The organism is Methylobacterium sp. Leaf93, assembly GCF_001422345.1.
Classification (GTDB): domain Bacteria; phylum Pseudomonadota; class Alphaproteobacteria; order Rhizobiales; family Beijerinckiaceae; genus Methylobacterium; species Methylobacterium bullatum.
In genome coordinates, this window is sequence record NZ_LMMS01000010.1 from 19905 (window position 1) to 45955 (window position 26051).

Sequence of the window (26051 nt, forward strand, 5' to 3'; positions counted from 1 at the left end):
AGTCAGCCTGCCTCGGCGGCGACCAGGGCGAAGGTGAGGACGTCCACCGAAGCCGCTCCTCCACGCAAGAGTACCCGCGAGGCGGCATTGGCGGTGGAGCCGGTGGTCGTGACATCGTCGATGAGCAGGATTCTTCGCCCCTGAAGCCTGGGCTTCGCCGATGCGGGGACCCGGAACGCGCCCTGGAGATTCGTCGCCCGCGCCGCGCGGCTGAGCCCGACCTGCGAGCGCGTCGCCCTCACTCGGGTGAGAAGCGAGGTCTCGCAGGGCAGGGAGGCGATGCGGCCGATGCCACGGCCGAGAAGGGCGGCCTGGTTGAAACGGCGGCGCCACAGCCGGGTCCAGTGCAACGGCACGGGAACGAGGCAATCGGCCTCCTTCAGCAATTCGGCGCCCGCCGATGCCATCATCCGCGCCATGGGGGCGGCGAGATCGAGCCGGTCCTCGTATTTCAGGCGGTGGACGAGATCACGCGCCACATCGTCGTAGAGCGCGACGGCCCTGGCGCGCCCGAAGACCGGCGGATCGGCGATGGCCCGTGGGGACAAGAGCGGGCCGAGGCCGAGATCGACGGGAAACGGCGTGCCGAGGCGCTGGCAATAGGGCTGCTCGATGAGGCGCAGGCTCGACCAGCAGCGGGGGCACAAAGCATGCGGATCCGAGGTGGCGGCGCCGCAGCCGGCGCAGGTCGGCGGGTAGATCAGGCCGAGGGCGCCCGCCGAGATCGAACGGACGCCTCGCCGAAGAAGCTGGGCGGCGGACACCATGCCCCTTGATTAGGCCCGGTTCGCCGCTTCGCGAAGACCTAGCGCAGGCAAAACATTGCGCAGGATTGTCCCGGCGAAACGACGTCCGAAAAGCGGCGCCTTACTGCGCGGCGGGCTGCTGGCCCTGGTTCTGCTGCTTGTCCTTCTTGTTGGCCCTGTGGTGACCGATGGCGCATCCGGCCGCCGCTCCCATCTTGCCGTGTCCGGCCATATGGCCGGCGATGCCGCCCACGAGGGCGCCCTTGATACAGCCCTTGGCTTCGGCGGCATCGCTCAGGGACAAAGCCGCGAGGGTGGACAAGGCGATCGCCGCAACGATTCGAATCATGGGTCCGGTCTCCGGTTTCCGTTATGATGCTCCAACATTCCGCCGTTCACGCCCGTTCCCCGCTGGCAAGATCACGTTTCCGCGCCAGCTATCAGGTCGAGATGACGATTCCACCGCCCCTCTTCGACACGGGTCTCGCTCGCTGGCGGCTCGCCCGCGCCATACGGGCGGGCTATGCGGATTTCCTGCTTTCACGCCTCGCCGACGATCTCGACGATCGTCTCGCCGCGGTGCTGCGCCCCTTTCCCGAGGCCCTGGACCTTGGGACGCCGAGTTCCGCCCCCGCCCGCCATCTTCTGCGCTCCGGCCGTGTCGGCGCCATCACCCGCGTGGCGCCACTGGCCGAGGCCGGCGATGGTCTCGCCCTCATGGTCGGCGATCCGGAGGCGTTGCCGCTGGCGGCTTCCCGTTGCGATCTCGCCCTGTCGTTACTCGCCCTGCAGCACGTCAACGACCTGCCGGGTGCGCTGGCCCAGCTGCGGCGGGTGTTGAAGCCCGACGGGCTGTTCGTCGGCTGTCTCCTGGGTGGCCGCACCCTCACCGAACTGCGCCAGTCCTTCGGACAGGCCGAGGTCGAGATCGAAGGCGGAATCAGTCCGCGCGTGGCGCCCTTCGCCGAGGTGCGCGAGATGGGCAGCCTCCTCCAGCGCGCCGGCTTCGCCCTGCCGGTGACGGATGTCGACACGATCACGGTGCGCTACGCCGATCCCTTCGCCCTGATGCGCGACCTGCGCGCCATGGGCCTCACCAACGTGCTGACCGAGCGCCGCCGCACGCCCCTGCGCCGCGATACCCTCATGCGGATGGCCGCGATCTATGCCGAACGGTTTGCCGATCCCGACGGGCGTTTGAGGGCGACGTTCGAGATCCTGTGGCTTTCCGGCTGGGCGCCGCACGAGAGCCAGCAGAAACCGCTGAAGCCCGGCAGCGCCAAGTCCCGTCTCGCCGACGCCCTGGGCGTTCCCGAGATCACGCCCGGCAAGATCACGCCCGGCACGACCAGCGATCCCTGAGGAGACGACCATGAGAGAGCCCGGCCCGGACCACCCCATCACCATCGAGACGAGCCACCGGCGCGTCCGCGTCATCCTCGCCGGCACCGTGATCGCGGAATCCGATGCCGCCCTCGTCCTTCGCGAGGCGAGCTACGGGCCGGTCTATTACCTGCCCCGCGTCGATGCCCGCTGGGAGCGTTTCACCCCCTCGGCGCGCAGGAGCCACTGCCCCTACAAGGGCGAGGCCAGCTACTACACGCTGACGGTGGGCGACACGGTCCGCACCGATGCCGTCTGGAGCTACGAGGCCCCGTTTCCTGCCGTCGCCGAGATCAAGGATCATCTCGCCTTCTATCCGGACAGGGTGGACGCCATCGAGATGGGGTGAGGCCCGTCATACGCGGGATTGACCGGCCTTCTCCCAGAAGGCGGATTTTCGCCCGTGCGCTTTGCGCAGGGCGTCGCGGTAGGTGGCATGGTCTGGGATGAGGTCGCCCGGTTCGAGGCGCTGCGCCAGGGCGTCGAGGGTCAGGAGGTGGCGTGCGCCGTAACCGTAGGCGCTGGAGCGGCCCTTGCTCAGCATGTCGTCGATCATGCAGCGGTAGAGCAGGCTCGCCGCCTTCGGGCTCGCCTCTTCCAGAGCTTCCGCCGCGGGAGTGAGGATCTCATAGCGGTTGCCGTCCCATGTCGCGGCCCTGTCGATGACGAGGCGCGCGGCGCGGTCGAGCTTGGGCCAGTGCACGAGGAAATGCAGGGCGCGGTAGGGGTCGGCGTGAGAGGCCGCATGGTCGAAGGCGCGCTCCATCGCTTCCTCGTCCTCGAAGTCGGGAAGCTTGGCGACGTAGTCGCGCAGCATCTCGCGGTCGAGACGGGCTTCGAAACAGGCCCAGCGCTTTGCCTGCGCCTCGTCCCTGCGGCCGAGAGCGTCGAGGATGCGGATTTCGAGGGAGGCTCGCTCACGCTGGGGCGCGTCCGGGTCGAAGCTTCCCGTCAGCATCTGCTCGCGGGTGACGACGACGATTCCGCGCTTCTGCGGTCGTCCGATCCAGTCGAGCGCCTCGGCGGCGCGGTTCGCCGAGAGCAGACGCTCCGCCACGGCCACAATGTTGGGATGATCGGGGGAGATCGCCTGCTCCAGGGATATGAAGGCCTCGACGTCGCCACGCCGGTCGGCGAGGGCCTGGCGCATCCGCAGCAGGCGCATGCGCTCCATCTTCCGGTCCCAGCCCTGCGTGCTCATCGTGGCCGAGCGGGCTGCCGGCTTGCCCGACCCTTTCGGTTCCGATGGCGTCGCCGATGCGAGGGCCGCGTCGACCGGGGCCAAGGCCGTATCGGGCAGGCCCTCCACCACCGTGAGCAGCAGGGCATCGAGGATGCCGAACCCGTCCGTCTCGAGGAGCGGCACCAGTTTCACGGCCAATTGGGCGGCGTCCGCCGGAGGGAGCCGAAGCGCCAGATCGGCGGCGGCATGCGTCGCCCGTTCGTAGACGCCCACCACCTGACCGTTGGAATCATCGACGCGTTCCAGCACGCCCTGCGCCCCGCCGAGGAAACGGATCAACCGGTCGAGGGCGGCGTCCACGTCGAGGGGAGCCAGTTCCGAGACGATGGTGGAGATCGTGGCGTCGAGATCGGCGGAAAAGGCGCGCCGTTTCTGCCAGTCGATAAACCCATGGGCTCGCTCCAGGGCGGTGAGCCGCCGGTCGACGAGGGCGGCGACGGCATCGGGGCCCTGCAATCCGGCGATCGCCGCTGTGACGAGCTTCTTAAAGGCGGGGTTACGCGCGGTCTCGTCGAGGACGAGGCCGATCAATCGGTCGAGCCCCAGCGGCGCCAGTGTCTCGGGCGACGGCGTGGTCTTGCGAGAGACGCGCTTCGGCTTCTGCGCCGCCACCGCGTTCGGGACTGCCTTCACCGCCGTCTTGCGCGCCATGCTTCCCGTCTCCCGCCCTCGGCGGACAACCTGAGGCGGTTGGCCTCCGCCATCAAGGTCCGAGGAGATCGACCAGGAACGGGATCAGCGGCGCATCGGCCGGGGGCATCGGCTGGTCCTTGAGCGCGCGCGGGCGCACCCATTTCAGCGCCTGCCCCTCCATGGAACGGGCCATGCCCTCCCAACGGCGGCAGACATAGAGCGGCATCAGCAGGTGAAAGTCGGGATAGGCGTGGCTCGCGAAGGTGAGGGGGGCGAGACAGGCCTCCTTCACCTCGATCCCGATCTCCTCGCGCAATTCGCGGATCAGGGTCTCCTCCGGCCGCTCGCCGGGCTCGACCTTGCCGCCGGGGAACTCCCAGAGACCGGCGAGCTGCTTGCCCTCCGGGCGCTGGGCCAGGAGGACTCGGCCATCCGTATCCACCAGGGCGACCGCCACGACGAGGAGGATCCGGAACGGAGACGCAGTCACGGCAGAGTCTTGCGTCACGGCAGGATCGCGAAGCTGGCCGAGACCTCGGCGCTCGTCTCGATCGTGCCCGCCGCGAGCGGCACCGGCACGCCGGAGCGTTTGGACCGCATTGGAGGCGCCGCCATCGCCATCGGCATGCCCCCGCCCTGGGGCGTCGTCTGGATCAGCAGGGCCGCTCCGAGCTTCACTCCGGCCGCCTCGGCGAGGCGTCCGGCCTGCGCCACCGCATCCTTCATGGCCGCCACCTGCACGGTCGCCTCCGCCGCATTGGGGTCCTTCAGGCCGAACGCCACGCCCTCGATCCGGTTGGCGCCCGCGTCCAAAGCCTTGCGCATCAATTCGCCGAGCTTGCCCATATCGGCCAGGCGCACCCGCACGCTGTTGGCGGCGCGGTAGCCGTCCGGCTTCTCGGTGATGCTGCCGTCGGGCTGGCGTACCTCCCGCGTCGCCTGGGTGAGGGTGACCGCCGTCGTGCCGATATCGCTCTCGCCGACGCCGAATCCGGCCGACAGCGCGATGAGCGCGCGGACGACATTGCTCGCTCCGTCGAGGGCGGCGGCGGGCGTCGCGCCCTTGGCCTCGATCCCGATCTCCACCGAGGCGAAGTCCGGCGGCGTCTCGGCGCGGGCGCGGCCGGTGACGACGATGCGGCTCTCGTGCTTGGCCTTATCGTCGTCTGCCAAGGCGGGGAGCGCCAGGGCGAGAGCGAGGCTCGCCGCCGCCGCCCGGTGGAGGAGGCGCCTCATGAGCGGTAATCCCCGTTGATCTCGATGTAGCCCTTGGTCAGGTCGCAGGTCCAAACCCGCGCCGTGCCGTCACCGAGACCGAGGTCCACCGTCACCGAGACATCGGATTCGCGCATGACGGCGCTCGCCGCCGCTTCGCTGTAATCCGGGTCGCGGGCGCCTTCGCGGGCGACACGGACGTCGCCGAACCAGATCGCGAGGCGATCGCGGTCGGCGGGCTCTCCGGCCTTGCCCACCGCCATCACGACACGTCCCCAATTGGCGTCCTCGCCAGCGATGGCCGTCTTCACCAGGGGCGAATTGGCGATGGACATGGCGATGCGGTGAGCCGAGGCGCTGCTCGTCGCGCCCTTCACGTTGACGGTGACGAACTTGCGCGCGCCCTCGCCATCCTTGGCGACCAGCTGCGCCAGCTCGATGAGTAGATCGTCCAGCGCCGCGCGGAAGCCCGACAGGCGGGCGTCGCCCGGATCGGTCACGGGCGCGTTGCCGGCGGCTCCGGTGGCGAACAGCATCAGCGTGTCGGAGGTGGAGGTGTCGCCATCCACCGTCACGCAGTTGAAACTCGTCTGCGTGCCGGCGCTCAGAAGGGTCTGGAGCACCACCTGCGGCAAGGCCGAGTCAGTGAAGACGAAGCTCAGCATCGTCGCCATGTCGGGGGCGATCATGCCCGCACCCTTGGCGATGCCGTTGATCGTCACCGTTGTCCCGTCGATCGTCGCCGTGCGGGTGGCGAGCTTGGGGAACGTGTCGGTGGTCATGATCGCCTGCGCCGCCGCCGCCCAGGCTTCGGGGCCGGTCTCGGTCCGCGAGGCGCAATCCGCCAGCACGCCCTCGAATTTCGTCGCGTCGAGCGGTTCGCCGATGACGCCGGTGGAGGCGATGAAGATCTCATCGGGCCGGCATCCGGCCGCCTCGGCACCGATCTTGGCGGTCAGCGCCACGGCGTCCCGGCCGCGCGAGCCGGTGAAGGCGTTGGCGTTGCCGGAATTGACGATCAGCGCGCGGGCGCCTTCGCGCGCCAGCGCCTCGCGACACCAATCCACCGGGGCCGAGGGGCATTTGGAGCGGGTGAACACTCCCGCCGCCTGCGTTCCCGGCTGCATCGCGAGGTAGAGCACGTCGGTGCGTCCGGAATAGCGGATGCCGGCCTGCGCGGTGGCGATGCCGACGCCGCCGATGGGGGGAAGCTCGGGCACGCTCGTCGGGGCGAGGGGCGAGACGGGAGTGGCTTTGGCTGATGACATCGGTCTGTCGGGCTCCGGCTGTCCGCCGCGAACGGTGGCGTCCCACGGCGGCGCCGTGTTGCCCCGTGCGCTGCCGCCCCGTCAACCGCCGGAGCGGCGGATGCGCCGCCGATCCAGGGAACAGTCGAGCCGGAGAGGAATTCCCTTGATACAGGTCGCCTACTGGCACAGGCTCCTTGTCTTGCGACACCATCACATCCTACGATGCTGCGTCGCACAGTGATCGCAGTGCCGGTGGCGGCTCGTGCCGATCCAGGCATGTCCCGACAGGAACAGGAGTTTCGATCATGGAATCGACGGCTTCCACCGGAGGAGCCTATGGCGTTCAGGTTCTGATCGCCGGACGACAGAAACATTGGCGCGACGAGGTCGCCTCGCAGATCCGGCGCGCCGGTTACTCGGCGACCACCGTCGATTCCGGTGTCGATGCGATGACGGTCCTGGCGCTCGGCCTGCCGGTCGATGTGCTGGTGACCGATATCAGCCTCAAAGGCGAGTTGTGTTCCACCAAGCTGGTCCTGGAAGCACGCGCATTGCGGCCCGACCTGCGGATCGTCTTCGCCAACGAGCCGTCATGCGATCCTCTTCCCGACGTGATTGACGAGGGGGCCGACGATGTGTTCGTCACGAACGAAGTGAGAAACGACGCAGTCGCCAGCACCGTGCGCGAGGCTCTCTGCACCCGCAACTGAGGTGCACTGACCGGACCTGGGATTCCGAACGAGAGAGGCGGCCGAGGCAACGATGTCTCGGCCGCCTCTCTCGTTTGATGACCGCAAAATGGGATGCGCGGCGAGATCGATCTCAGGGGGCCGTCTTGCTCTCCGCCGGCTTGGTCTCGGACGCCTTCGTGTCCGCCGGCTTCGCGTCGCCGGAATTCGGCTTGGCCTGGCCGAGATAGACATATTCCGGTGCGGCGCGGAGCTGGTCCTTGTTGGTGTCGATCGTCGCCTTCAGCGTCTTGTCGTCGACGCGGGTGAGCTTCAGGGCGCTGGGGTCGACGGCCACGTATTTCGTGCCGATGCCGAGGAAGCCGCCGACGCCGACCACCCAGGCCTTGATGGTGCTGCCCTCGTCGAGAACGATGTCGGCGATCTCGCCGATCGTCTCGTTGGCGCCGTTCTGGATCGTCAGGCCGATCAGCTTGGACGTGACCCGGTCCGTGGGGGTCTGTGCGACGAAGGTCGGACGCAGATCGTTGCTGAGGGTCGCGGGCGCCGCCGGCACCGGTGCCGTGCCCGCATTCTGCGGTTCCGTCGTCTGAGCGCCGGCGATCGTCGCTCCCGCGAAGACGAGGGGCGTTGCAAGGGTCGCTGCAAGCAACAGGATGCGCATAGGGCGTGTCTTTCCGCTCTGGGTTCGGGGGTCGAACTCGGTCCTCGCTCAAGCTGAGCCCTTGCGAAAGGTTCCACCGACGCCGCGCCCGATGGTGGACAGGCGGGAAGACCGGACTAGTTTCGGCTGAACCGAGGATGAGCCGATTCCCATCCTCGGCTCTGCAAGGGAGCGACCCTCGATGACCCTACTTCGCCGACAGGCCCTGTTTCTTCTCGGCACCGTCATCGCCACAGGCGCGCGCGCCGCGACCGGTGACGGCAATGCGGGGACCTTCACCTTCGAGAAACCGGAAGGCGGGCTGATCGCTCTCAAGGATTTCGCGGACAAGCCGATCCTCGTCGTCAACACCGCCACTGCCTGCGGCTTTGCCGGGCAGTTCTCCGGGCTTCAGGCCCTGTGGACGCGCTTCGGCGGGCGAGGCCTGACGGTGATCGCCGTGCCGTCGCCGGATTTCGGCAATCAGGAGCCCCTCGACGGCGTCGCCATCGCCGAGGCGGCCCGCCGGAATCACGGCGTCACCTTCCCGGTCGCCGCCAAGACCCATGTGCGCGGGCCGCAGGCCCATCCGTTCTATCGCTGGGCCGCCGCCGAGAAGCCCGGCTCCACGCCGAACTGGAACTTCCACAAGTATCTGGTGGGTCGAAACGGAAGTCTCATCGGCGCCTATCCCTCGTCGGTGGAACCCAACGACCCCCGCATCGTCACCGCCATCGCCGGTGAATTGGGTCAGAGCTGACGCCCGACGAACCCGTCACCGTGGGATGTCGCGGGGTGGCAGAAACGAGTCGCTCCGCTGCGGCCGCACGGCCCGCCGCCGGGTCTCCCGGCCCGGTGAGCGTTCGTAGGCGGGTTGGGCGCGGGGTGGGGCGGCCGAGGGGTAGTTCGACGCGAAGGGATTTGACGGCACGCGCTCGGGGCTCCCGAACAGGCTTCCGCCCGATTGGGCAAAGGCCGCCGGGCAGACGAGAATCGCGCAGAGGGACGCAGCAGGCAGGACAAGGCGCATCGCCGGATCTTTCGCATTCCATTCGGTCGTTGACGCCATAGCCCGGCTTCCCACATCCGGCGAGGCCCAGCGCACGGGCCGTGACCCGTCGGCCCGGAAGGAAGACAGAGATGGACCCTCACGAATTCGAGCATGACGGCACACGTTACGAGGTGCATTTCGAGCGGGTGGCCGAGGGCTGGATCTGCAGGATTCTCCGGGAAGGGGGAGACACCGCCCATATCATGGCGTTCCCTGACGGAATCGGCTTCGACCAGAGAGAGGTCCGGGAGTCTCTGATCGCGGGGTGTGAGGCCGCCGTGGACGTCCTGGACCCCATTCCACCCACCCGGCACTGAGCCTGCGACGGAACCTCGGACAGCCCCGCTCCGTTCGCCATGCCAAGCACGTGGCGCCACAACGCAGGCGCCGTGAGGAGGAACCCGCATGTCCGAGATCACCTATCGCATCGTCGAACACGATGGCGGCTTCGCCTACAAGGTCGGCGACGTCTTCTCCGAGACCTTCCCCAGCCACGACGAGGCCCTGCAGGCCGCCCAGGCCGCCGCCGCCGAGCAGCAGGTGCCGGGCTCCACGGAAGGCATCCGCTACCAGGACGGCAAGGGCGACTGGCACGACGAGACCGCCCAGGGCAACGACCGTCCCACGGCGAAGGTCGTCGATTAGCCCACGCCCAGTCCGCGCCGGCATCGTCGCCCCATCGGGCGGGTCCGGCGCGGGCTGAGGTCCGGACCGGACGAGTCGATCAGAGACAGGTCGCTCCGGATCGTCTCGCGGCTCAGGCACCGGGGACGGACGCGGCCGGTGCTCCGAGCACCAGCCCAACCAGGATTTCCGTCACGCGCGGGCCGGGTTCATTCCGGAGTGACGTCCGGCGTGTCTGCAACCTGTGGACGCCTCGTCCCGACTGACCCGGAGCCTCGACTGTACCGAGGCGTCGCCGGATTTTCGACGGAGCGGCGGTGGACGGCCCAGCGGCTGCGGGGACGCACCGGACCGATCTGGACATGTCGGTAAGAGCGGCGCCGGCGCTGCCTTCCTCGCAACGCCGCAATGGTCGAGACCATGACGCTGGGCGTGCGGTTCATCCCGCCTTGGCGATGGGTGGTTTCTGGTTGACGCTCCAATGTGCGGCCGCCACGCGTCGTGTTGGGCCTCCATCACCGTTGCCGGCCTTGCCATTGTGACAGGTCCGGTTCCGGCCCGTCCCCTTCGCCTCGTAGAGCGCCATGTCGGCTGCCTCGACCAGCCCCCCGGCCGTGACCGCGACGCCGTAGCTCGTCGCCACCCCGATGCTGACGCTGACGAAGCCGAGATCGTCGTTCCTGTTGCCGTGCAGGAGGCCCTTCTCGGCGACGCTGCGTCGGAACCGTTCCGCGAATCCATAGGCTTCGTCGGGGTCTTTGGTGTGCATGAGGACGGCGAATTCCTCACCGCCATAGCGGCACACGAACGCCCCCGAGCCCGCGGCCGTCTTCGCCAGGAGGGTGGCGACCTCGCGCAGGCAGGTATCGCCGGCGCCGTGGCCGTAATGGTCGTTGAAGAGCTTGAAGTGGTCGACGTCGATCAACATCACGGCGAAATGCCGGCCGGCCAGGCTGGCCTCCCAGAACTCCGAGAGTTCGCGGGCGAAAGCCCGGCGATTGGCGATGCCGGTGAGGGAATCGGTGGTGGAGAGGTGGGCGAGGGTCGTGTTGTCCTCGGCCAGCCGCTTGGCGCGCAGGGTCTCGCGCAGGTTGACGAGATAGTCCCGGCGGTTCGCGGCTTCGATCCTGTAGGTGGCGACGAGGCTGAAGAGGATGCCGGTCATCATGTCGAGACCGAGGACGCCCCCCACGGAAGGAACGATTTCCGGCTTGAGACACAGCCCCGCCACCACGGCCACGGCCGTGATGCCCGACAGGAAGCAGGCCCAGAAGAACCGCAGGGGCAGGGTGATGTTGGCGAAGAGGACGCTGAGCCAGATCGTTGCCGTGGTCAGCGAGACCAGGGGCCCCGTTCCCATCCAGAAGATCAGGATGGGGATGCCGGTGGCGGCGAGCATGCCGATTCCGCCGATGGCCTCCCGAACCGGCCCGCTGACCCGCCCCACCGCCCAGATGATGAGCAGAGCGAGCGGAGTCATCGCGAAGACGCGTAACCCGACATTGAGCAGGGCCAGGTCCGGCGTCGTCACGAAACCGGCGATGTTGTAGATGTGGAAGACGACCATGCCGAGGATGATCGTACGACGAATGTCGCGGATGCGTTTCGCGCGCGTGTCATCCTCGAAGCGCGCTTCGAGATCGGGGGCGAAGGCGAGCTTCAAGCTCTGCGTGTGCAGCTGCCGGTCGATGGCGTCGAGCATACGTACGTCTTCGCCGACGCTCGAAGCATCGAGCGCTGACTTCACGTCAATGTTCAACCGGCAAATTGATTGTTCAGTCACGCGATGCGTCCACGGCTCACCGCCATTCGCCCCAAAGTCACCCTAGCCCAAGCCTTGGACCGCACCGTCCTAAACAGCGAAATCGCCGTTTCGCCCCATCGCTGGGTCAAATATGCCCCCAGCTTGGACGAATATACCTAATGACGCTGAATTTTTCTGAAAACGATCCATCAAAATGAATCGATTTTTGTACAACCGGAAATAGAATTCAGCGCGCCTTCGGGTCGAGTGCACAGGGGACATTTGCGCTTTGCACCCAACCTCGTGCATCTCCCCCTGAACGCGTCGCCGGCACGAATGTGCCATGCGGATTCGTCACTCTTGGAGATTGCCTTGCCGCCTCGTCAGCCCGACCACGAGATCGATCCACTCTTCATCGAGCGCCGCTCGCCGCGCGCCTTCACCGGCGAGGCCGTGCCGGAAGCGGAGTTGCTGCGCATGTTCGAGGCGGCCCGATGGGCGCCGTCGGCGTATAACTCGCAGCCCTGGCGCTTCCTCTACGCCCTGCGCGATACGCCCGACTGGCAAGTGTTCTTCGACCTGATCGTGCCCGGCAACCAGAAATGGGTGAAGGACACCGGGGCCATCGTCATCCTGGTCTCGAACACGCAGATGAAGGTCGGCGACGAGCTGAAGCCGTCCTGGAGCCATTCCCTTGATGCCGGCGCGGCCTCGGCGAATTTCCAGCTCCAGGCGATCCGCCAGGGCTGGCACGCGCATGGAATGACCGGCTTCGACCGGGAGCGTACGATCACGGCGCTCAACGTTCCGGAGACCTATCGGGTCGAGGCCGCCTATGGCGTCGGCCGCATGACCGATGCTGCCGATCTCACGGAGGAGCAGACCGCGAAGGAGAGCCCGACCGGGCGTCGTCCGATCACGGATTTCGTCTTCGCCGGCGGCTTCAGAACCGCCGGGGAGTGAGGTCTCCGTCGTGCTGAAACCGGCCTCCGATTACGACACCCTGGTGTCGGGCTTCGCCTGGGACATCCCCGAGCGGTTCAACATCGGCGTCGATGTCTGCGACCGCTGGGCCGGGATCGACCCGGACCGCGCCGCGATCCACGACGTGTCGTCATCGGGGGCCGTGACGACGACGACCTTCGGGGACTTGAGCGAGGCGTCGAACCGCCTCGCTCACGCCCTCGTCGGGCTCGGCCTGCGCCCGGGCGACCGCGTCGGGGTGCTTTTGCCCCAATCGGCCGCCGTCGTGATCGCCCATGCCGCCGCCTACAAGCTCGGCGCCATCGCCCTGCCGCTGGCGGGCTTGTTCGGCCCGGAGGCTCTGGAATACCGCCTGTCGGATTCCGGCGCCGCCGCCCTCATCACCGATGCGGCCGGACTGGCGAAGATCGAGGGCATCCGCCACGCCCTCCCGGCTCTCGCCCATCTCGTTTGTCTCGACGGCGCCGCCGAGGGAGTGCACGCCTATGCCGACCTGATCGGCCCGGCCCCGGCGGGCTTCACGGCCATCGACAGCCGGGCCGACGATCCGGCCCTGATGATCTACACGTCAGGCACCACCGGCCTCGCCAAGGGCGCGCTCCATGCCCATCGCGTGCTCCTAGGCCATCTGCCGGGCTTCTGCATGATGCACGACTTCCCCCCCAAACCCGGCGACCTGATGTGGACGCCGTCCGATTGGGCCTGGGCGGGGGGCCTCCTCAACGCGGTCCTGCCGAGCCTGCATCACGGCGTGCCGGTGGTGGCGCGGGCTGCGGCGCGGTTCGCGCCGGAATCGGCCCTGGCGCTCATCGCCGAACTCGGCATCACCACGACGTTCCTGCCGCCCACCGCCCTCCGGATGCTGCGCGGCGTCGCCGACCCGCGCGGGCGGTTCGACCTCTCACGCCTGCGCAACATCGCCTCGGCCGGCGAGGCCCTGGGTCCCGAGACCTTCGAATGGGTCCGCGCCGAACTCGGTCTCACCATCGGCGAGGCCTATGGCCAGACCGAGTGCAACCTCGTCCTCGCCTCCTGCAAGGCCGCCGGCATCGCGCGGGCGGGTTCCACCGGCCGGCCGGTGCCCGGCCACCGGGTCATGATCCAGCGCGCCGACGGCAGCGAGACGGCGGTGGACGAGCCCGGTGAGATCTGTGTCGCCCGCCCCGACCCGGTGATGTTCCTCGGCTACTGGAACCAGCCCGAGGCGACAGCCGCGAAGTTTCGCGGGGAGTGGATGCTCACCGGGGACACCGCCCGGCGGGATACGGACGGCTACGTCCATTTCATCGGCCGCGAGGACGACCTCATCACCTCGGCGGCCTACCGCATAGGCCCGGTGGAGATCGAGGATTGCCTCCTGCGCCATCCGGCCGTCGCCTCCGCGGCGGCGGTGGGCAAGCCGGACCCGCTCCGCACTGAGATCGTCAAGGCCTTCGTGGTCCTGCGGGAAGGCATCGTCGCGAGCGAAGCCCTGGCCGACGAGATCAGGGCCTTCGTCCGCTCGCGGCTCTCGGCCCACGAATATCCGCGCGAGATCGCGTTTCGCGAGTCCCTGCCGATGACGACCTCGGGCAAGATCATCCGGCGGCAGTTGCGCGACGAGGGCTGAGGCTCATCGATCGGTTAAGCGCACCGAGAACGGTCTCGTCGGGCGGCCAGATGCCGGGCAGGTCATCGGAAATGACTTTGGGGGCGGGTCAGGGACCGGGTGGAACGGCCCCGTCCCTGGCTTCCTGCAGCCGGCGAACCCATTGCCAGAACGGGTCGTCGCTCGCCTTGGCGAAACTGTCCGGCGGCGCCGGTACGATCTCCGAGACTGTTCTGGGGATCGTCACGCCGTAGGTCGTCGTCAGCCAATCCCGGAAGGGCGGGTTGTCGACCTCCATCTCGTAATCCGGTTCGTCTTCCGGCTCCGCGTCGGGATCCGCGAGCCCGGTCCCCAACTCGTTGTGACCGATGGCCAGGAGCCGCAGGAAATCGAGGGGTGTCTGCCCGAGCACGCAAAGGCCGTCACCTTCTGATCCGAGATGGACGATGCGCTGACATCCTTCGTCATCGAGCCAGAAGGCCGCGTAGGAACCGTCTGCGCCGGTCCGGGCGAAGGGGATCAGGCGCGCGGCGGGTTCCGGGTTTCCGAACCAGCCGTCGGCATAGGAGTGGGCCTCGTCCTCACGCTCGACCCGGAACAGAACGACCGCACCGCGGTAGGGCGGCTCCAGCGGCTGAAGCGTTCCGAACCTGTCGCCGGGCACACGCTGGCTCTCGTGCAGAAGGCCCCGCTCCTCGATCCAGTCGAACAGGGAGGCGATCTCCGGCGGCAGCGTGAAGCCGGCCGGCAGGCGTGCGCGCATGTCGTCGGTGAAGCGTCCCATCCGCTCTTTCCTTCCCGTCCCGCTATCCCAATCCCAAACCGGTGCAGCCTGGAACACGTATAAAGACATCTTTATGTCTTGATTGCTTCGCGCCGGTTCGCCTGCTATAGGCCTCGCCACAACGAAGCGAGAGACGGAGAAGCGACCCCATGGCCCAGGATTACATCGTCAAGGACATCGGTCTGGCCGATTACGGCCGCAAGGAAATTTCGATCGCCGAGACCGAGATGCCGGGTCTGATGGCCACCCGCGAGGAATACGGTCCGTCGCAGCCCCTGAAGGGCGCGAAGATCGCCGGCTCGCTGCACATGACGATCCAGACGGCCGTGCTGATCGAGACCCTGAAGGCGCTCGGCGCCGACATCCGCTGGGTCTCCTGCAACATCTACTCGACCCAGGACCACGCCGCCGCCGCTATCGCGGCCGCCGGCATCCCGGTCTTCGCCATCAAGGGCGAAACGCTCACCGAGTACTGGGATTACACCTCCAAGCTGTTCGACTGGCATGACGGCTCGATGCCGAACATGATCCTCGACGATGGCGGCGACGCCACCATGTTCGTCCATCTCGGTCTCCGCGCCGAGAACGGCGACACCGCCTTCCTCGACAAGCCCGAGTCGGAAGAGGAGGAGATCTTCTTCGCCCTCCTGAAGAAGAAGCTCGCTGAGAAGCCGAAGGGCTGGTTCGCCGGCCTCGCCGATTCGATCAAGGGCGTCTCGGAAGAGACCACCACCGGCGTGCACCGCCTCTACAATCTTGCCAAGGAGGGCAAGCTGCTCTTCCCGGCCATCAACGTGAACGACGCCGTCACCAAGTCGAAGTTCGACAACCTCTACGGCTGCCGCGAGTCCCTGGTGGACGGCATCCGCCGCGGCACCGACGTGATGATGGCCGGCAAGGTCGCCATGGTCGCCGGCTTCGGCGATGTCGGCAAGGGCTCGGCCTCGTCGCTTCGCCATGCCGGCTGTCGCGTGCTGGTCTCCGAGGTCGATCCGATCTGCGCCCTCCAGGCCGCCATGGAAGGCTACGAGGTCGTGACGATGGAAGATGCCGCGCCCCGCGCCGACATCTTCGTCACCGCCACGGGCAACAAGGACATCATCACTCTCGACCACATGCGGGCGATGAAGGACCGGGCCATCGTCTGCAACATCGGCCATTTCGACAACGAGATTCAGGTCGCCGGCCTGAAGAACATGCAGTGGTCGAACATCAAGCCGCAAGTGGACGAGATCACCTTCCCCGACGGCCACCGCATCATCCTCCTCTCGGAGGGTCGCCTGGTGAATCTCGGCAACGCCACCGGCCATCCGTCCTTCGTGATGTCGGCTTCGTTCACCAACCAGACGCTCGCCCAGATCGAGCTCTGGACCAACCCGGGCAAGTACGAACGCCAAGTCTACACCCTGCCCAAGGCCCTCGACGAGAAGGTGGCGATGCTCCATCTCGAGAAGATCGGCGTGAAGCTCTCGAAGCTTCGTCCCGATCAGGCCGCCTATATCGGCGTCTCCGAGAACGGCCCCTTCAAGCCGGACCATTACCGCTACTGATCGGACGGGCGGGAGGCGACTTCCGCCGGTTCGCGAATACGGAGTGAGAAAGGCCCGGCGTCTCGCCGGGCCTTTTTCGTCACACTCGCCGCGCCGAGGCGGTGCCGCGAGTGTGTCCTTTCTGCGCCGATGTCCGGGCAACCGGTCGGCAACATGGTGAACTTAAGCTTAACCCTCTTCCGGCAGGATTCCGGCTCGCGCTAGTGTGGGGTGATTCCTCATGTGGAGGTAACCTCGCAGCCGCCTTTCGAGGCGTGTCGCGGGTAGGGCGCAGTTGCGCCTCAGCGACGATTCGTAGGGGCGGTACGTGTCATGAGGGTCGATGAAACGGCACGCCTGTACGGGCGTGTCGCCGCTGCCGTCGTCTCTGTCGCGGTCGGTTTCGCGACGGGCATCGCGATGATGAGACAGGCCGCGGCGGCCTCCGCCGATGGAGCGCCCGCGCCCGTGCCGAGTGCGTCGACGCTCGGCTCCGGCTATGCCGGCGAGCAATCATCGTGGGGCTTCGGGCTGCCGCTGCACATGCACAATGCCACCGGCCTCGCGATCCTCATCGGTCTCACGGTTTTCGCGACGATCCTGTCCCTGCTGCATCTGCGCGAGCGCGGGCGGTGGACGCGGCGCGAGCGCGCCCTCATCGCCGACCTGGATACCCTGCGCGGCTCCGAGGACCGGGCCGAGATGCTGCTCAGCTCCGAACGGCAGGTCATCGTCACATGGTCGGGGCGCGGCGAGGCCATCATCGAAGGCGACCTCACCCTCGCCTTCGACGGCAACCGCGTGAAGCCCGGCCCGGCCGGGCTCATCCTCGCTTTCGGAACCTGGCTTGTGCCGGCGGATGCGGGCGCGATCGAAGCCTCCCTCGATGCGTTGCGCGAACGCGGCGCCGGGTTCCGCATGACGGTGCGGGCGCAATCGGGGCGGATCATCGACGCGCACGGGCAGCCCCTGGCCGGCCGGGCGCTGCTGCGCCTGCGCGAGACCACCGAGGAACATCGCGAACTCGCCGAATTGCGCGAGACCCTCGACGAGACCAAGCGCGGCTTGTCCGCCCTCGCGAGCCTCCTCGACGCAATTCCCCAGCCGGTCTGGCGCCGGAACCGCGATGGCAGCCTGGCCTGGGTCAACACGGCCTATGTCGCCGCCGTCGAAGCCGGAAGCCGCGAGACGGCCATCGCCGGCGGGATCGAACTCCTGGACCGTCAGGCGCGGGACCTCATCGCCCGCAGCGATGGCGACCGGACGGCATCCGGGGGCAGGGCGGCAAAGCGCCTGTCGGCGGTGGTGGCCGGCGGCCGGCGCATCCTCGACGTCACCGAGGCCGTCATCGATTCGGGCCGCGTGGGCATCGCCGTGGACGTCTCGGAACTCGAGAGCGTCCGCGCCGACCTGCAGCGTCAGATGGACGCCAACGTCCGCACCCTCGACCAGCTTCCCACCGCCGTGGCGATGTTCGACGCGCGCCAGCGGCTGATCTTCCACAATGCCGCCTATCGCCAGCTCTGGAGCCTCGATCAGGCCTTCCTCGATTCCGGCCCCCTGGACGGCGAGATCCTCGATCATCTGCGCGCCGCCCGCAAGCTTCCCGAACAGGCCGACTTCAAGGCGTGGAAATCCGACGTGCTCGCCGCCTACCGCGCCGTGGAGGCCAGCGAGACCTGGTGGCATCCGCCCGATGGACGCTCGCTGCGTGTGGTCGCCGATCCCAATCCCCAGGGCGGCCTGACCTACCTGTTCGACGACGTCTCCGAGAACGTGAAGCTCGAATCCCGCTACAATGCCCTGATGCGGGTGCAGGCCGAGACCCTGGACACGCTCAAGGAACCGGTGGCGGTGTTCGGCGCCGATGGCCGCCTGACTTTCGCCAATCGTGCCTTCTCGACATTGTGGCGCCTGGAGCAGGAGACCCTCGGCGAGCGTCCGCGCGTCGATGCGGTGATCGATGTCTGCCGCAAGTTGTCGCCGGACGAGGAGCCCTGGCTCGATATCCGCGGTGCCATCACCGGCCTCGAGAGCCGGGCGGGCCTGACCTGTCGTCTGGAGATCGTGGACGGCACGGTGCTCGATTGCGCCGCACAGCCCCTGCCGGAGGGGGCGACGCTGCTCACCCTCATCGACGTCACCGCCAGCGTGAACGTGGAGCGGGCGCTGACCGACAAGAACGACGCCCTGGAACGGGCTTCGCAGCTGCGCGACACCTTCGTCCACCACGTCTCCTACGAACTGCGCTCGCCGCTGACCAACATCATCGGCTTCACCCAGCTTCTCGGCGACGAGACCGTGGGCGCGCTCAACGAGCGCCAGCGCGAATATTCCGATCACATCATGCGCTCCTCGGGGGCGCTCCTCGTGATGATCAACGACATTCTCGATCTCGCCTCGATCGATGCCGGTTCCCTCGAACTCGCCCGCGAGGTCATCGACGTCCGGGCGACGGTGGAGGCGGCCGCCCGCGGCCTGGAGGACCGTCTGGCCGAATCCGCCATCGGCCTCGATCTCGACATGCCCGCCGATATCGGCAGTTTCGTCGCCGACGGAAAGCGCGTGCGGCAGATCCTGTTCAACCTCCTCTCCAACGCCGTGGGCTTCTCGTCACCCGGTCAGGTGGTTCGCGTCACGGCCCACCGGACGGAGACGGAGCTCACCCTGACCGTCCGCGACGAGGGCCGCGGCATGCCGGAAGACGTCGCCGCGCGGGTGTTCGACCGTTTCGAGAGCCGCACCCTCGGAACCCGCCATCGCGGCGTCGGCCTCGGCCTCTCCATCGTGCGCTCGTTCGTGGAGCTCCATGGCGGCCGGGTGGAACTCGCATCGAAGCCGGGGAGCGGCACCCGCGTGACCTGCACGTTTCCCGTCAACGTCGCGGAGCCGAAACGCGCGGCGGCGGAATGACGCCGCCGATCGACGTGCATCGAGGCCACGTCGACGAAATGTCCGCCGCGGGGCTTAAACCGGACGTCAGGCCCATTCCGGCGCTGGAAGCATCCTGACGTCCTCCCGCGACCTCATCGACCCTGATCCATCCCCGGTGAAAACGAGGTCGGCCCGCTCGCGCCGCTGGCCCGCACATGCGTCAGCCCTTAGGGTGAGTGGCGATTTTGATTAAGGGTGCTTGCGTAAGATGAGCGGCGCGCCTCACGTCTCGGCCATTGCGTGGCCGGGCTTCGAGGCCGCAGCGTGGCTAAGCAGGTTCGCGTTGTCGAGCCAACGCTTCACCTTGCTTAGGCCATTGAAGTATCGCAGGTTTTGGGACGCAAAACCGGTGACCACTTTTGCGAAACCTGCTTGGCGCGGACGGAGGATGTGGCGGTGAGTGAGGACGGTTCGGGCGAGCCCCGGCGCGAGACCAAAGCCGCCTGGGCCTTCGTCCTTCCCGACGAGGGCGCCACGGAGGATCTCGGCCGCTTTCTCGCGGAGTTCCTGCTGCCGGGCGACATCGTCGCCCTGTCCGGCGGGCTCGGCGGCGGAAAGACCACCCTTGCGCGGGCGCTGATCCGCGAACTCACGGGCGAGCCTGAGCTCGAAGTCCCGAGCCCGACCTTCACCCTGATCCAGCCCTACGAAGGCAAGAACGGCCGGCAGATCGTCCATGCCGACCTGTACCGCCTGCGCGGGCCGGACGAGCTGGTGGAACTCGGCTTCGACGAGATGACCGAGACCGCGATCACCCTGGTGGAATGGCCCGAGCGCCTCGGCTTGCGTGATGGGCCTATCCTGTCCGTCGACCTGTCGCTGCGGCCGGAATTCGGTGAGGGCTCGCGCTTTGCCCGCATCGACGGCCAGGGCGGCATGCGCGCCCGCATGCAGCGTGCCCGCGCCCTCCGCGCTCTCCTCGACCGCAGCGGCTGGGACGAGGCGGAGCGCATCCTCATGCAGGGCGATGCGTCCTCGCGCGCCTACGAGCGTCTGGTGAAACCGGACGGGACCAGGGCCGTGCTGATGATCTCCCCGGCGCGGCCGGACGGGCCGCCGGTGCGCAACGGCAAGCCCTACAGCGCCATCGTCAAGCTGGCCGAGAGCGTCCACGCCTTCGTCGGCGTCGACCGTGGTCTTCGCGCCCTCGGCTTCTCGGCACCCCGCATCTACGGCGAAGATCTCGACGAAGGCCTGCTCATCATCGAGGATCTGGGCTCGGAACCCGTGGTGGATGCCAATGGCCCGCGCCCCGAGCGCTATGCCGAGGCGGTGCGCCTCCTGGCCAAGCTCCATGCCACCGAGCTCCCCGGGGTTCTCCCCGTCGCCGATGGGGTCGACCACGTCCTGCCGCCCTACGATCTCGAAGCGCTGCTGTTCGAGACCGAGCTCCTGCCGGATTGGTACTGCCCGTCGGTACTCGGGACCTCCCTGCCCGCACCCGCCCGCTCCGAATTCGTGGCGCTCTGGGCCGAGGTGCTGCGCGGCGTCGAGCCGGAACGTCCGACCTGGACCCTGCGCGACTATCATTCGCCGAACCTGATCTGGATGCCCGAACGCGAAGGGCTGGAGCGCATCGGCGTCATCGATTTCCAGGACGCGGTGCTCGGCCACCCCGCCTACGATCTCGCCTCCCTGCTGCAGGATGCCCGGGTCGATGCCACGGCCGAATTCGAACTGCGCCTGCTCGGCCTCTACGTGCGTGAACGGCGCAGTCGCGAGCCGGATTTCGACATGCAGGGCTTCGCGCGGGCCTATGCGGTGATGGCCGCCCAGCGCGCCACCAAGATCCTCGGCATCTTCGCCCGGCTCGACAAGCGGGACGGCAAGCCGGCCTATCTCGCGCATCTGCCCCGGATCGAGGGCTATCTCGCCCGCAACCTCGCCCATCCGGCGCTCACCCGCATTCGCCTGTGGCACGAAGAGCATCTGCCCCATCTCGTGGCCAAGGAGCCGGCGGAGGAGGGCGAGGCCTGAGCCCGTGGAGGCGGGCGCCGGTGACCGAGGCCAGCGAGAAAGCCAGGGCGAGCGCGTGGAGCGATTGCCCTGCGGGGCCGCGCTTTCGGGCTTGACCCGAGGAGCGAGTTCCCCACGATGCCGCCGCACCCGATGCCATAGCCCTCGCCCCCGAGACGCCGACGGAATGTCCGACAGCCCCGTATCCGCCATCCAACGCGCCTTCGTCCTCGCGGCGGGCCTCGGCAAACGCATGCGGCCGATCACGGCGACCGTGCCCAAACCCCTTGTGGAAGTGGCCGGCCGCGCCCTGCTCGACCATGCCCTCGACAGGGCGGCGGAGGCCGGGATCGGGGAGGCGGTGGTCAACGTCCATTACCTCGCCGACCTGCTCGAAGGTCATCTGGCACGTCGCAGCACGGCGCCGGCGATCCGGATCTCCGACGAGCGCGACGCCCTCCTCGAGACCGGAGGCGGCGTGAAGAAGGCCCTGCCGCTTCTGGGCACGGACCCCTTCGTCGTCCTCAACTCGGATTCGTTCTGGCTGGAAGGGCCTCAGCCCAATCTCGGCCGGCTCATCGACACCTGGGAGCCGGAGCGGATGGACATTCTGCTCCTCGTCGCACCCACGGCGACGAGCCTCGGCTACGAGGGCAAGGGGGATTTCGTGATGAATGCCGGTGGCGCCCTCCAGCGTCGCGGCGAGCGTGAGGTCGCGCCCTTCATCTATGCCGGTGTCGCCATCCTCAAGCCCGAACTCTTCGCCGGCACGCCGGAGGGGGCGTTCTCGCTCAACCTGCTGTTCGACCGCGCCATCGAGCGGGAACGCCTGTTCGGCCTGCGCCTCGACGGCCAATGGCTCCACGTCGGCACCCCGGAGGCGATCGAGGCCGCCGAAGCGCGGGTGAAGGCGAGCGCGCAGGTGCAGTGAAGGGGCAGGATCGGAACGACGACATGACGGAGTCCCGCGTCTTCACGATCCCCCCCGGCGCCTCGTTCCTGCCGACCCTCGCCGACGCGCTGATCTCCGGCCATCTCGTCGGGAACGTCGCCGGTGATCCCTTCGCCCTGGCCAGCGTCACCCTCTATCTGCCGACGCGGCGCGCGACGCGGGCCCTGTCCGCGATCCTGGCCGAGCGGCTCGGCAGCGCGCTCCTGCCGCGCCTGATCCCGCTGGGCGAAGCGGATGAGGCCGAACTCGACGTCGCCGCCAATCCGCTCATCGAGAACGGCTCCGACCAGCTCGCCCCGGCGATGCCGCCCCTGGAGCGCCGGCTGATCCTCGCCCGCCTCGTCCAGGCCTGGGCCGAGACCGTCGACCGCAAGCTCCTCCCCATGGGCGACGACGTGCCCTTCCTCGTTCCCTCCTCGCCGGCGGACGCCGTCTACCTCGCCTCCGATCTCGAGAAGCTGATGGACGCCCTCACCGTGGAGGGCGTGGCCTGGACCGAGATCGCCAGCGCGGTGGAGGCCGAGTACTCGCATTATTTCGGCCTCACCCTCGATTTCGTGCGCATCGCCGCCGAGAACTGGCCCAAGATCCTGCATGACCGCGCCTTGAGCGATCCGGTGGCGCGCTCGCGCACGCTCATCCTCGCGGAGGCGACGCGGCTGATGCGTGACAAGCCCGGCGACCCGGTCATCATCGCCGGTTCCACCGGGTCGGTGCCCGCGACCGCAAAGCTGATCGCGGCCGTCGCCACCCTGCCGAGGGGGGCGGTGGTGCTGCCGGGCCTCGATACCGACCTCGACGAGGCCGGCTGGGACGCCATCGAGACGGGGGAGGGGGCGGATCGCGAGATCGCCCACGGCCATCCCCAGGCCATCCTGCATCGCCTTCTCGGCCCCGGCTGTCTCGCCCTCGGTCGCGGAGCGATCACGGCGCTGGGGGAGCCGGCGCCTCGGGACCGGGCACGGACGGCGCTGCTGTCGCAGGCTCTGCGCCCGGCCGAGACCACCGATGCCTGGTCGGAGCTGTCGCCCGAGGCGCGCCGCGAGACCGCCGATACCGGAATGGCGGGCATCGCGGTGATCGAAGCCGCCGATGAGCGGGAGGAGGCCCTGGCCGCCGCCATCGCCCTGCGCGAGACCCTCGAGACGCCCGGCGCCACGGCCGCCCTCGTCACCCCCGACCGCAACCTCGCCAGACGGGTGGCGGCCGAACTCGCGCGCTGGGGGATCGTCGCCGAGGATTCCGCCGGGGAGGCGCTCTCGGTCAGTCCGGCCGGTCGCCTGGCGCGCATGGCGGCCGAGATGGCGGCGGACCTGCAGCCGCATCGGGTGATCGCCCTCCTCGCCCATCCGCTGGTCCGCCTCGGCATGACGCGCGACGAGGTCCGGCGCGGTGCGGCGGCCCTCGAGATCGGCGCCCTGCGCGGGCCGGCGCCCGCTGCCGGATTCGCCGGATTGCGCCGGGTCCTCGCCGACCGGCGGAATGCGACGGGACGCATCCCCCGCGCGCAGCGCCGCCTCGCCGACATCGATTGGGATTTGGCGGCCCGGATCGTCGACCGCCTCGAACAGGCCTTCGACGGGTTCCTCCGGTCCGAGGAGGGCGGCAGGGTCGACCTCCTCGCCTTGGGGCGCAGCCATGCCGCGGTCTTCGAACGGCTGATCGCGCCCGCCGAGGGGGACGAACCCGCGGAGGACAACTCGATCTGTGTCCTCGACACCCTGTTCGACGACCTGTCCACGTCGGAACCGGGCCTGTTGCCGGGAATGCCCCTCGATTACCCGGCCTTCTTCACGGCGCTCGCCCGTGAGCGGGTGGTGACCTGCGGCGGGATACGCCCCCATCCCCGCCTGCGGATCCTCGGCCTCCTCGAAGCCCGGTTGCTCGATGCCGACCGCATCGTGCTCGGCGGCCTCGACGAGGGCGTGTGGCCGATGAAGACGGTGACCGACGCCTTCCTCAACCGCCCCATGCGCGAACGCATCGGCCTCAATCCCCCCGAGCGGCGGATCGGGCAGACCGCCCATGATTTCGTCCAGGCGCTCGGCTGCCACGATGCCGTCATCACCCGCTCGGCCAAGCGCGAAGGCGCACCGACGGTGCCCTCGCGCTTTCTCCAGCGGCTCCAGGCTTTTGCCGGCGAGGCCTGCTGGCAGCGCGCCCGCGAGAGGGGGCGGCGCTTCCTCGGCTACGTCGCCGCCCTCGACCGAGGCGCCGGCCCGGTGCCGGCGCGCCTGACCCAGCCGAAGCCAAAGCCCGACCCGGCCCTGTTTCCCCGGACCTTGAGCGTCACCGAGGTCGAGACCCTAGTGCGCGATCCCTACGTCATCTTCGCCCGCCACGTGCTCGGGCTCGATCCCCTGGAGCCCGTCGCCGGGCGGCCCGGTGCCAGCGAGCGGGGGACGCTGATCCATGCGATCCTCGGCGACTTCGCCGAGGCCCATCCCGAGATCCTGCCCGAGGATGCCGCAGAGCGCCTGAACGCCCTGGCGCAGGCGGAATTCGCCGATATCGCCGACACCTTTCCCGAACTCTATGCCGAGTGGTGGCCGCGCTACGGCCGGATCGCCGCCGAATACCTGGACTGGGAGGCCGAGCGTCGTCCCGCCCTCATGCGGGTGCGGCCGGAGATGTCGGGCCGCTGGGCCCTGCCCATGGGCAAGGAGACCTTCACCCTGCGCGGGCGTGCCGACCGGATCGAGCTGCGCCGTGACGGGACCGCCTGCATCGTCGATTTCAAGACCGGCCAGCCGCCCAGCAACAAGGAAGTCTTCGCCGGCTTCTCGCCCCAGCTCACCCTGGAGGCGGCGATGCTGAAGGCGGGCGCCTTCGAGGGTGTTCCGCGCAGCGAGGAAACGCCGGACCTGCTCTACGTCCACGCCACCGGCGGGCGGAACCCGTTCACCCCGCTCCCGGTCAAGCCGCCGCGCGGCGACCCGCGCACCCTGGACGCCATCGTCGAGGAGCACGAGCGACGCTTCCGCGGCCTCGTCGCCCGCTTCATGGCCGGCGACGCGGCCTATGTCTCGCGTCCCTACCCGAAATTCGCCAAGTCCTACGGCGACTACGATCACCTCGCCCGCGTGCTGGAATGGTCGCTGGCCGGGGAGGGGGAGGGGTAATCAGGCCGCTCCCTGCTCCCGCACATGGCCGTGGCATTGGTTCGCCTCCACGGTGATGTGCGAGAGCCCGTCCAGATCGGCCAGCTTCGCCTTGTACGTCGCCGGTTCCTGCGGGTGGTCGGAGACGAGGGAGACGATCAGCCCGGTATGGCCGGGGCCGAGGCGCCAGAGGTGGAGATCGGTGATCGTGTCGCCGTTCGTTTCCAGCCGCGTACGCACCGAGTGAGCGAGCCCCCGATCCGGCACCGCATCGAGCAGTGTCGCGCCGGCGGAGCGGATCAGGGTCCAGGACCAGGCGACGATGACCGCCGCGCCCACCAGTCCCATGGCCGGATCGAGCCAAGCGATGCCGAGATAGCGACCCGCCAGCAGGGCCGCGATGGCCAGCACAGATGTCAGCGCATCGGCCAGGACGTGGACATAGGCCGCCCGTAAGTTGGTGTCCCCATGGTCGCCATGGCCGTGCCCCGCCTGATGGCCGTGATCGTGCGGGTGGTCGTGGTGATGGGCGTGGTCGTGCCCGTCGCCGTGGAGCAGCCATGCGCTGGCGAGGTTCACGAGGAGGCCGAGGACCGCGATCGGCAGGGCTTCGCCGAAGGCGATGGCCTGGGGGCTGTTGAGGCGCAGCACGCTCTCATAGCCGATGGCGAGCGCGATCATGGCAAGGATGATGGCACTGGCGAAGGCCGCGAGATCGCCGAGCTTGGCGGTGCCGAAGGCGAAGCGCGGGTCGTCGGCATGCAGGCGGGCGAAGCGATAGGCCAGGGCCGCGATGCCCAGCGCCGCCGCATGGGTGGACATGTGCCATCCGTCCGCGGTGAGGGCCATCGACCCGAAGACCGTCCCGCCGACGATCTCCGCCACCATCATCGCCAGGGTCAGCCCGACGACGAGGACGGTCCGGCGCTCGTTGCGCTCATGGGCATGTCCGAGGAAGTCGTGGCGATGCTGCCAGGTCTCGCTGCTGTGGCTGTGCATGAC

General features: G+C 68.5%; 23 protein-coding genes. 13 read left to right on the forward strand and 10 right to left on the reverse strand.

Annotated features, from left to right (window positions below; translation table 11 throughout):
• Nucleotides 1-2 precede the first annotated feature (2 nt).
• On the reverse strand, nt 3-767 hold the full coding sequence (locus ASF26_RS08220; protein WP_056252055.1) for a ComF family protein: 765 nt from the start codon (nt 765-767) through the stop codon (nt 3-5).
• A gap of 100 nt (nt 768-867) precedes the next feature.
• Complete coding sequence (locus ASF26_RS08225; protein WP_056252058.1) at nt 868-1095, reverse strand: hypothetical protein; 228 nt, start codon at nt 1093-1095, stop codon at nt 868-870.
• 101 nt (nt 1096-1196) lie between these two features.
• On the opposite strand from ASF26_RS08225, the gene ASF26_RS08230 reads away from it, so the two are divergent.
• Together ASF26_RS08230 and ASF26_RS08235 are read left to right on the forward strand one after the other, a co-directional pair.
• A complete protein-coding gene (locus tag ASF26_RS08230) occupies nt 1197-2108 on the forward strand; it encodes a methyltransferase domain-containing protein (RefSeq protein ID WP_056252130.1) in 912 nt (303 codons plus the stop codon).
• A gap of 10 nt (nt 2109-2118) precedes the next feature.
• Nucleotides 2119-2478 (forward strand): DUF427 domain-containing protein, encoded by a 360-nt coding sequence (locus tag ASF26_RS08235; protein WP_056252061.1) that lies wholly within the window; start codon nt 2119-2121, stop codon nt 2476-2478.
• Between the two features lie 6 nt (nt 2479-2484).
• Here the strand turns inward: ASF26_RS08235 and ASF26_RS08240 are convergent, their stop codons facing one another.
• From ASF26_RS08240 to argJ, 4 genes are read right to left on the reverse strand one after another with little or no spacing between them, the layout of a single operon-like run.
• Nucleotides 2485-4023: a DUF6880 family protein gene (locus ASF26_RS08240; RefSeq protein ID WP_056252065.1), complete on the reverse strand. Its 1539-nt coding sequence runs from the start codon at nt 4021-4023 to the stop codon at nt 2485-2487.
• Between the two features lie 52 nt (nt 4024-4075).
• Nucleotides 4076-4495, reverse strand: a complete 420-nt coding sequence (gene mutT, locus ASF26_RS08245) for an 8-oxo-dGTP diphosphatase MutT (RefSeq protein WP_056252066.1) — start codon at nt 4493-4495, stop codon at nt 4076-4078.
• Nucleotides 4496-4509: 14 nt separating this feature from the next.
• Nucleotides 4510-5241 (reverse strand): SIMPL domain-containing protein, encoded by a 732-nt coding sequence (locus ASF26_RS08250; RefSeq protein ID WP_056252068.1) that lies wholly within the window; start codon nt 5239-5241, stop codon nt 4510-4512.
• Complete coding sequence (gene argJ, locus ASF26_RS08255) at nt 5238-6488, reverse strand: bifunctional glutamate N-acetyltransferase/amino-acid acetyltransferase ArgJ (protein WP_056252072.1); 1251 nt, start codon at nt 6486-6488, stop codon at nt 5238-5240. The genes ASF26_RS08250 and argJ overlap by 4 nt, the downstream gene beginning before the upstream one ends.
• Before the next feature lie 287 nt (nt 6489-6775).
• Here argJ and ASF26_RS08260 point away from each other — a divergent pair, with 287 nt between their 5' ends.
• Complete coding sequence (locus ASF26_RS08260; protein WP_018042091.1) at nt 6776-7180, forward strand: hypothetical protein; 405 nt, start codon at nt 6776-6778, stop codon at nt 7178-7180.
• Nucleotides 7181-7292: 112 nt separating this feature from the next.
• Here the strand turns inward: ASF26_RS08260 and ASF26_RS08265 are convergent, their stop codons facing one another.
• Nucleotides 7293-7823: a PRC-barrel domain-containing protein gene (locus ASF26_RS08265; RefSeq protein ID WP_056252075.1), complete on the reverse strand. Its 531-nt coding sequence runs from the start codon at nt 7821-7823 to the stop codon at nt 7293-7295.
• Between the two features lie 181 nt (nt 7824-8004).
• On the opposite strand from ASF26_RS08265, the gene ASF26_RS08270 reads away from it, so the two are divergent.
• From ASF26_RS08270 to ASF26_RS08280, 3 genes are all read left to right on the forward strand, one after another.
• A complete protein-coding gene (locus tag ASF26_RS08270) occupies nt 8005-8562 on the forward strand; it encodes a glutathione peroxidase (RefSeq protein ID WP_056252078.1) in 558 nt (185 codons plus the stop codon).
• Nucleotides 8563-8942: 380 nt separating this feature from the next.
• Nucleotides 8943-9170, forward strand: a complete 228-nt coding sequence (locus ASF26_RS22940) for a hypothetical protein (protein ID WP_056252081.1) — start codon at nt 8943-8945, stop codon at nt 9168-9170.
• 88 nt (nt 9171-9258) lie between these two features.
• Nucleotides 9259-9498: a hypothetical protein gene (locus ASF26_RS08280; RefSeq protein WP_018042095.1), complete on the forward strand. Its 240-nt coding sequence runs from the start codon at nt 9259-9261 to the stop codon at nt 9496-9498.
• Between the two features lie 418 nt (nt 9499-9916).
• Here ASF26_RS08280 and ASF26_RS08285 read toward each other — a convergent pair whose 3' ends face one another.
• Nucleotides 9917-11224, reverse strand: coding sequence for a GGDEF domain-containing protein (locus ASF26_RS08285; protein WP_082477563.1), 1308 nt, complete (start codon nt 11222-11224; stop codon nt 9917-9919).
• Between the two features lie 333 nt (nt 11225-11557).
• Here ASF26_RS08285 and ASF26_RS08290 point away from each other — a divergent pair, with 333 nt between their 5' ends.
• Nucleotides 11558-12184 carry a nitroreductase family protein gene (locus tag ASF26_RS08290; protein ID WP_056252089.1) on the forward strand — a complete coding sequence of 209 codons (627 nt, stop codon included), beginning with the start codon at nt 11558-11560 and terminating at the stop codon, nt 12182-12184.
• A 10-nt stretch (nt 12185-12194) separates the two neighbouring features.
• A complete protein-coding gene (locus ASF26_RS08295; RefSeq protein ID WP_056252092.1) occupies nt 12195-13814 on the forward strand; it encodes an AMP-binding protein in 1620 nt (539 codons plus the stop codon).
• Between the two features lie 88 nt (nt 13815-13902).
• Here ASF26_RS08295 and ASF26_RS08300 read toward each other — a convergent pair whose 3' ends face one another.
• On the reverse strand, nt 13903-14577 hold the full coding sequence (locus ASF26_RS08300; RefSeq protein ID WP_056252096.1) for a hypothetical protein: 675 nt from the start codon (nt 14575-14577) through the stop codon (nt 13903-13905).
• A 149-nt stretch (nt 14578-14726) separates the two neighbouring features.
• Between ASF26_RS08300 and ahcY the strand changes: the two genes are divergently transcribed.
• From ahcY to addB, 5 genes are all read left to right on the forward strand, one after another.
• On the forward strand, nt 14727-16127 hold the full coding sequence (gene ahcY / locus ASF26_RS08305; RefSeq protein ID WP_018042100.1) for an adenosylhomocysteinase: 1401 nt from the start codon (nt 14727-14729) through the stop codon (nt 16125-16127).
• Nucleotides 16128-16439: 312 nt separating this feature from the next.
• Complete coding sequence (locus ASF26_RS08310) at nt 16440-19019, forward strand: PAS domain-containing sensor histidine kinase (RefSeq protein WP_056252100.1); 2580 nt, start codon at nt 16440-16442, stop codon at nt 19017-19019.
• Between the two features lie 411 nt (nt 19020-19430).
• Complete coding sequence (gene tsaE / locus ASF26_RS08315; protein WP_056142886.1) at nt 19431-21017, forward strand: tRNA (adenosine(37)-N6)-threonylcarbamoyltransferase complex ATPase subunit type 1 TsaE; 1587 nt, start codon at nt 19431-19433, stop codon at nt 21015-21017.
• Between the two features lie 166 nt (nt 21018-21183).
• On the forward strand, nt 21184-21927 hold the full coding sequence (locus tag ASF26_RS08320; protein WP_056142837.1) for a nucleotidyltransferase family protein: 744 nt from the start codon (nt 21184-21186) through the stop codon (nt 21925-21927).
• A gap of 23 nt (nt 21928-21950) precedes the next feature.
• Entirely contained in the window at nt 21951-25070 is a 3120-nt protein-coding gene (gene addB / locus ASF26_RS08325) for a double-strand break repair protein AddB (RefSeq protein ID WP_056252131.1), read from the forward strand.
• On the opposite strand, the gene dmeF is transcribed toward addB, so the two are convergent.
• Nucleotides 25071-26048 carry a CDF family Co(II)/Ni(II) efflux transporter DmeF gene (gene dmeF / locus ASF26_RS08330; protein WP_056252103.1) on the reverse strand — a complete coding sequence of 326 codons (978 nt, stop codon included), beginning with the start codon at nt 26046-26048 and terminating at the stop codon, nt 25071-25073.
• Nucleotides 26049-26051: the final 3 nt, after the last annotated feature.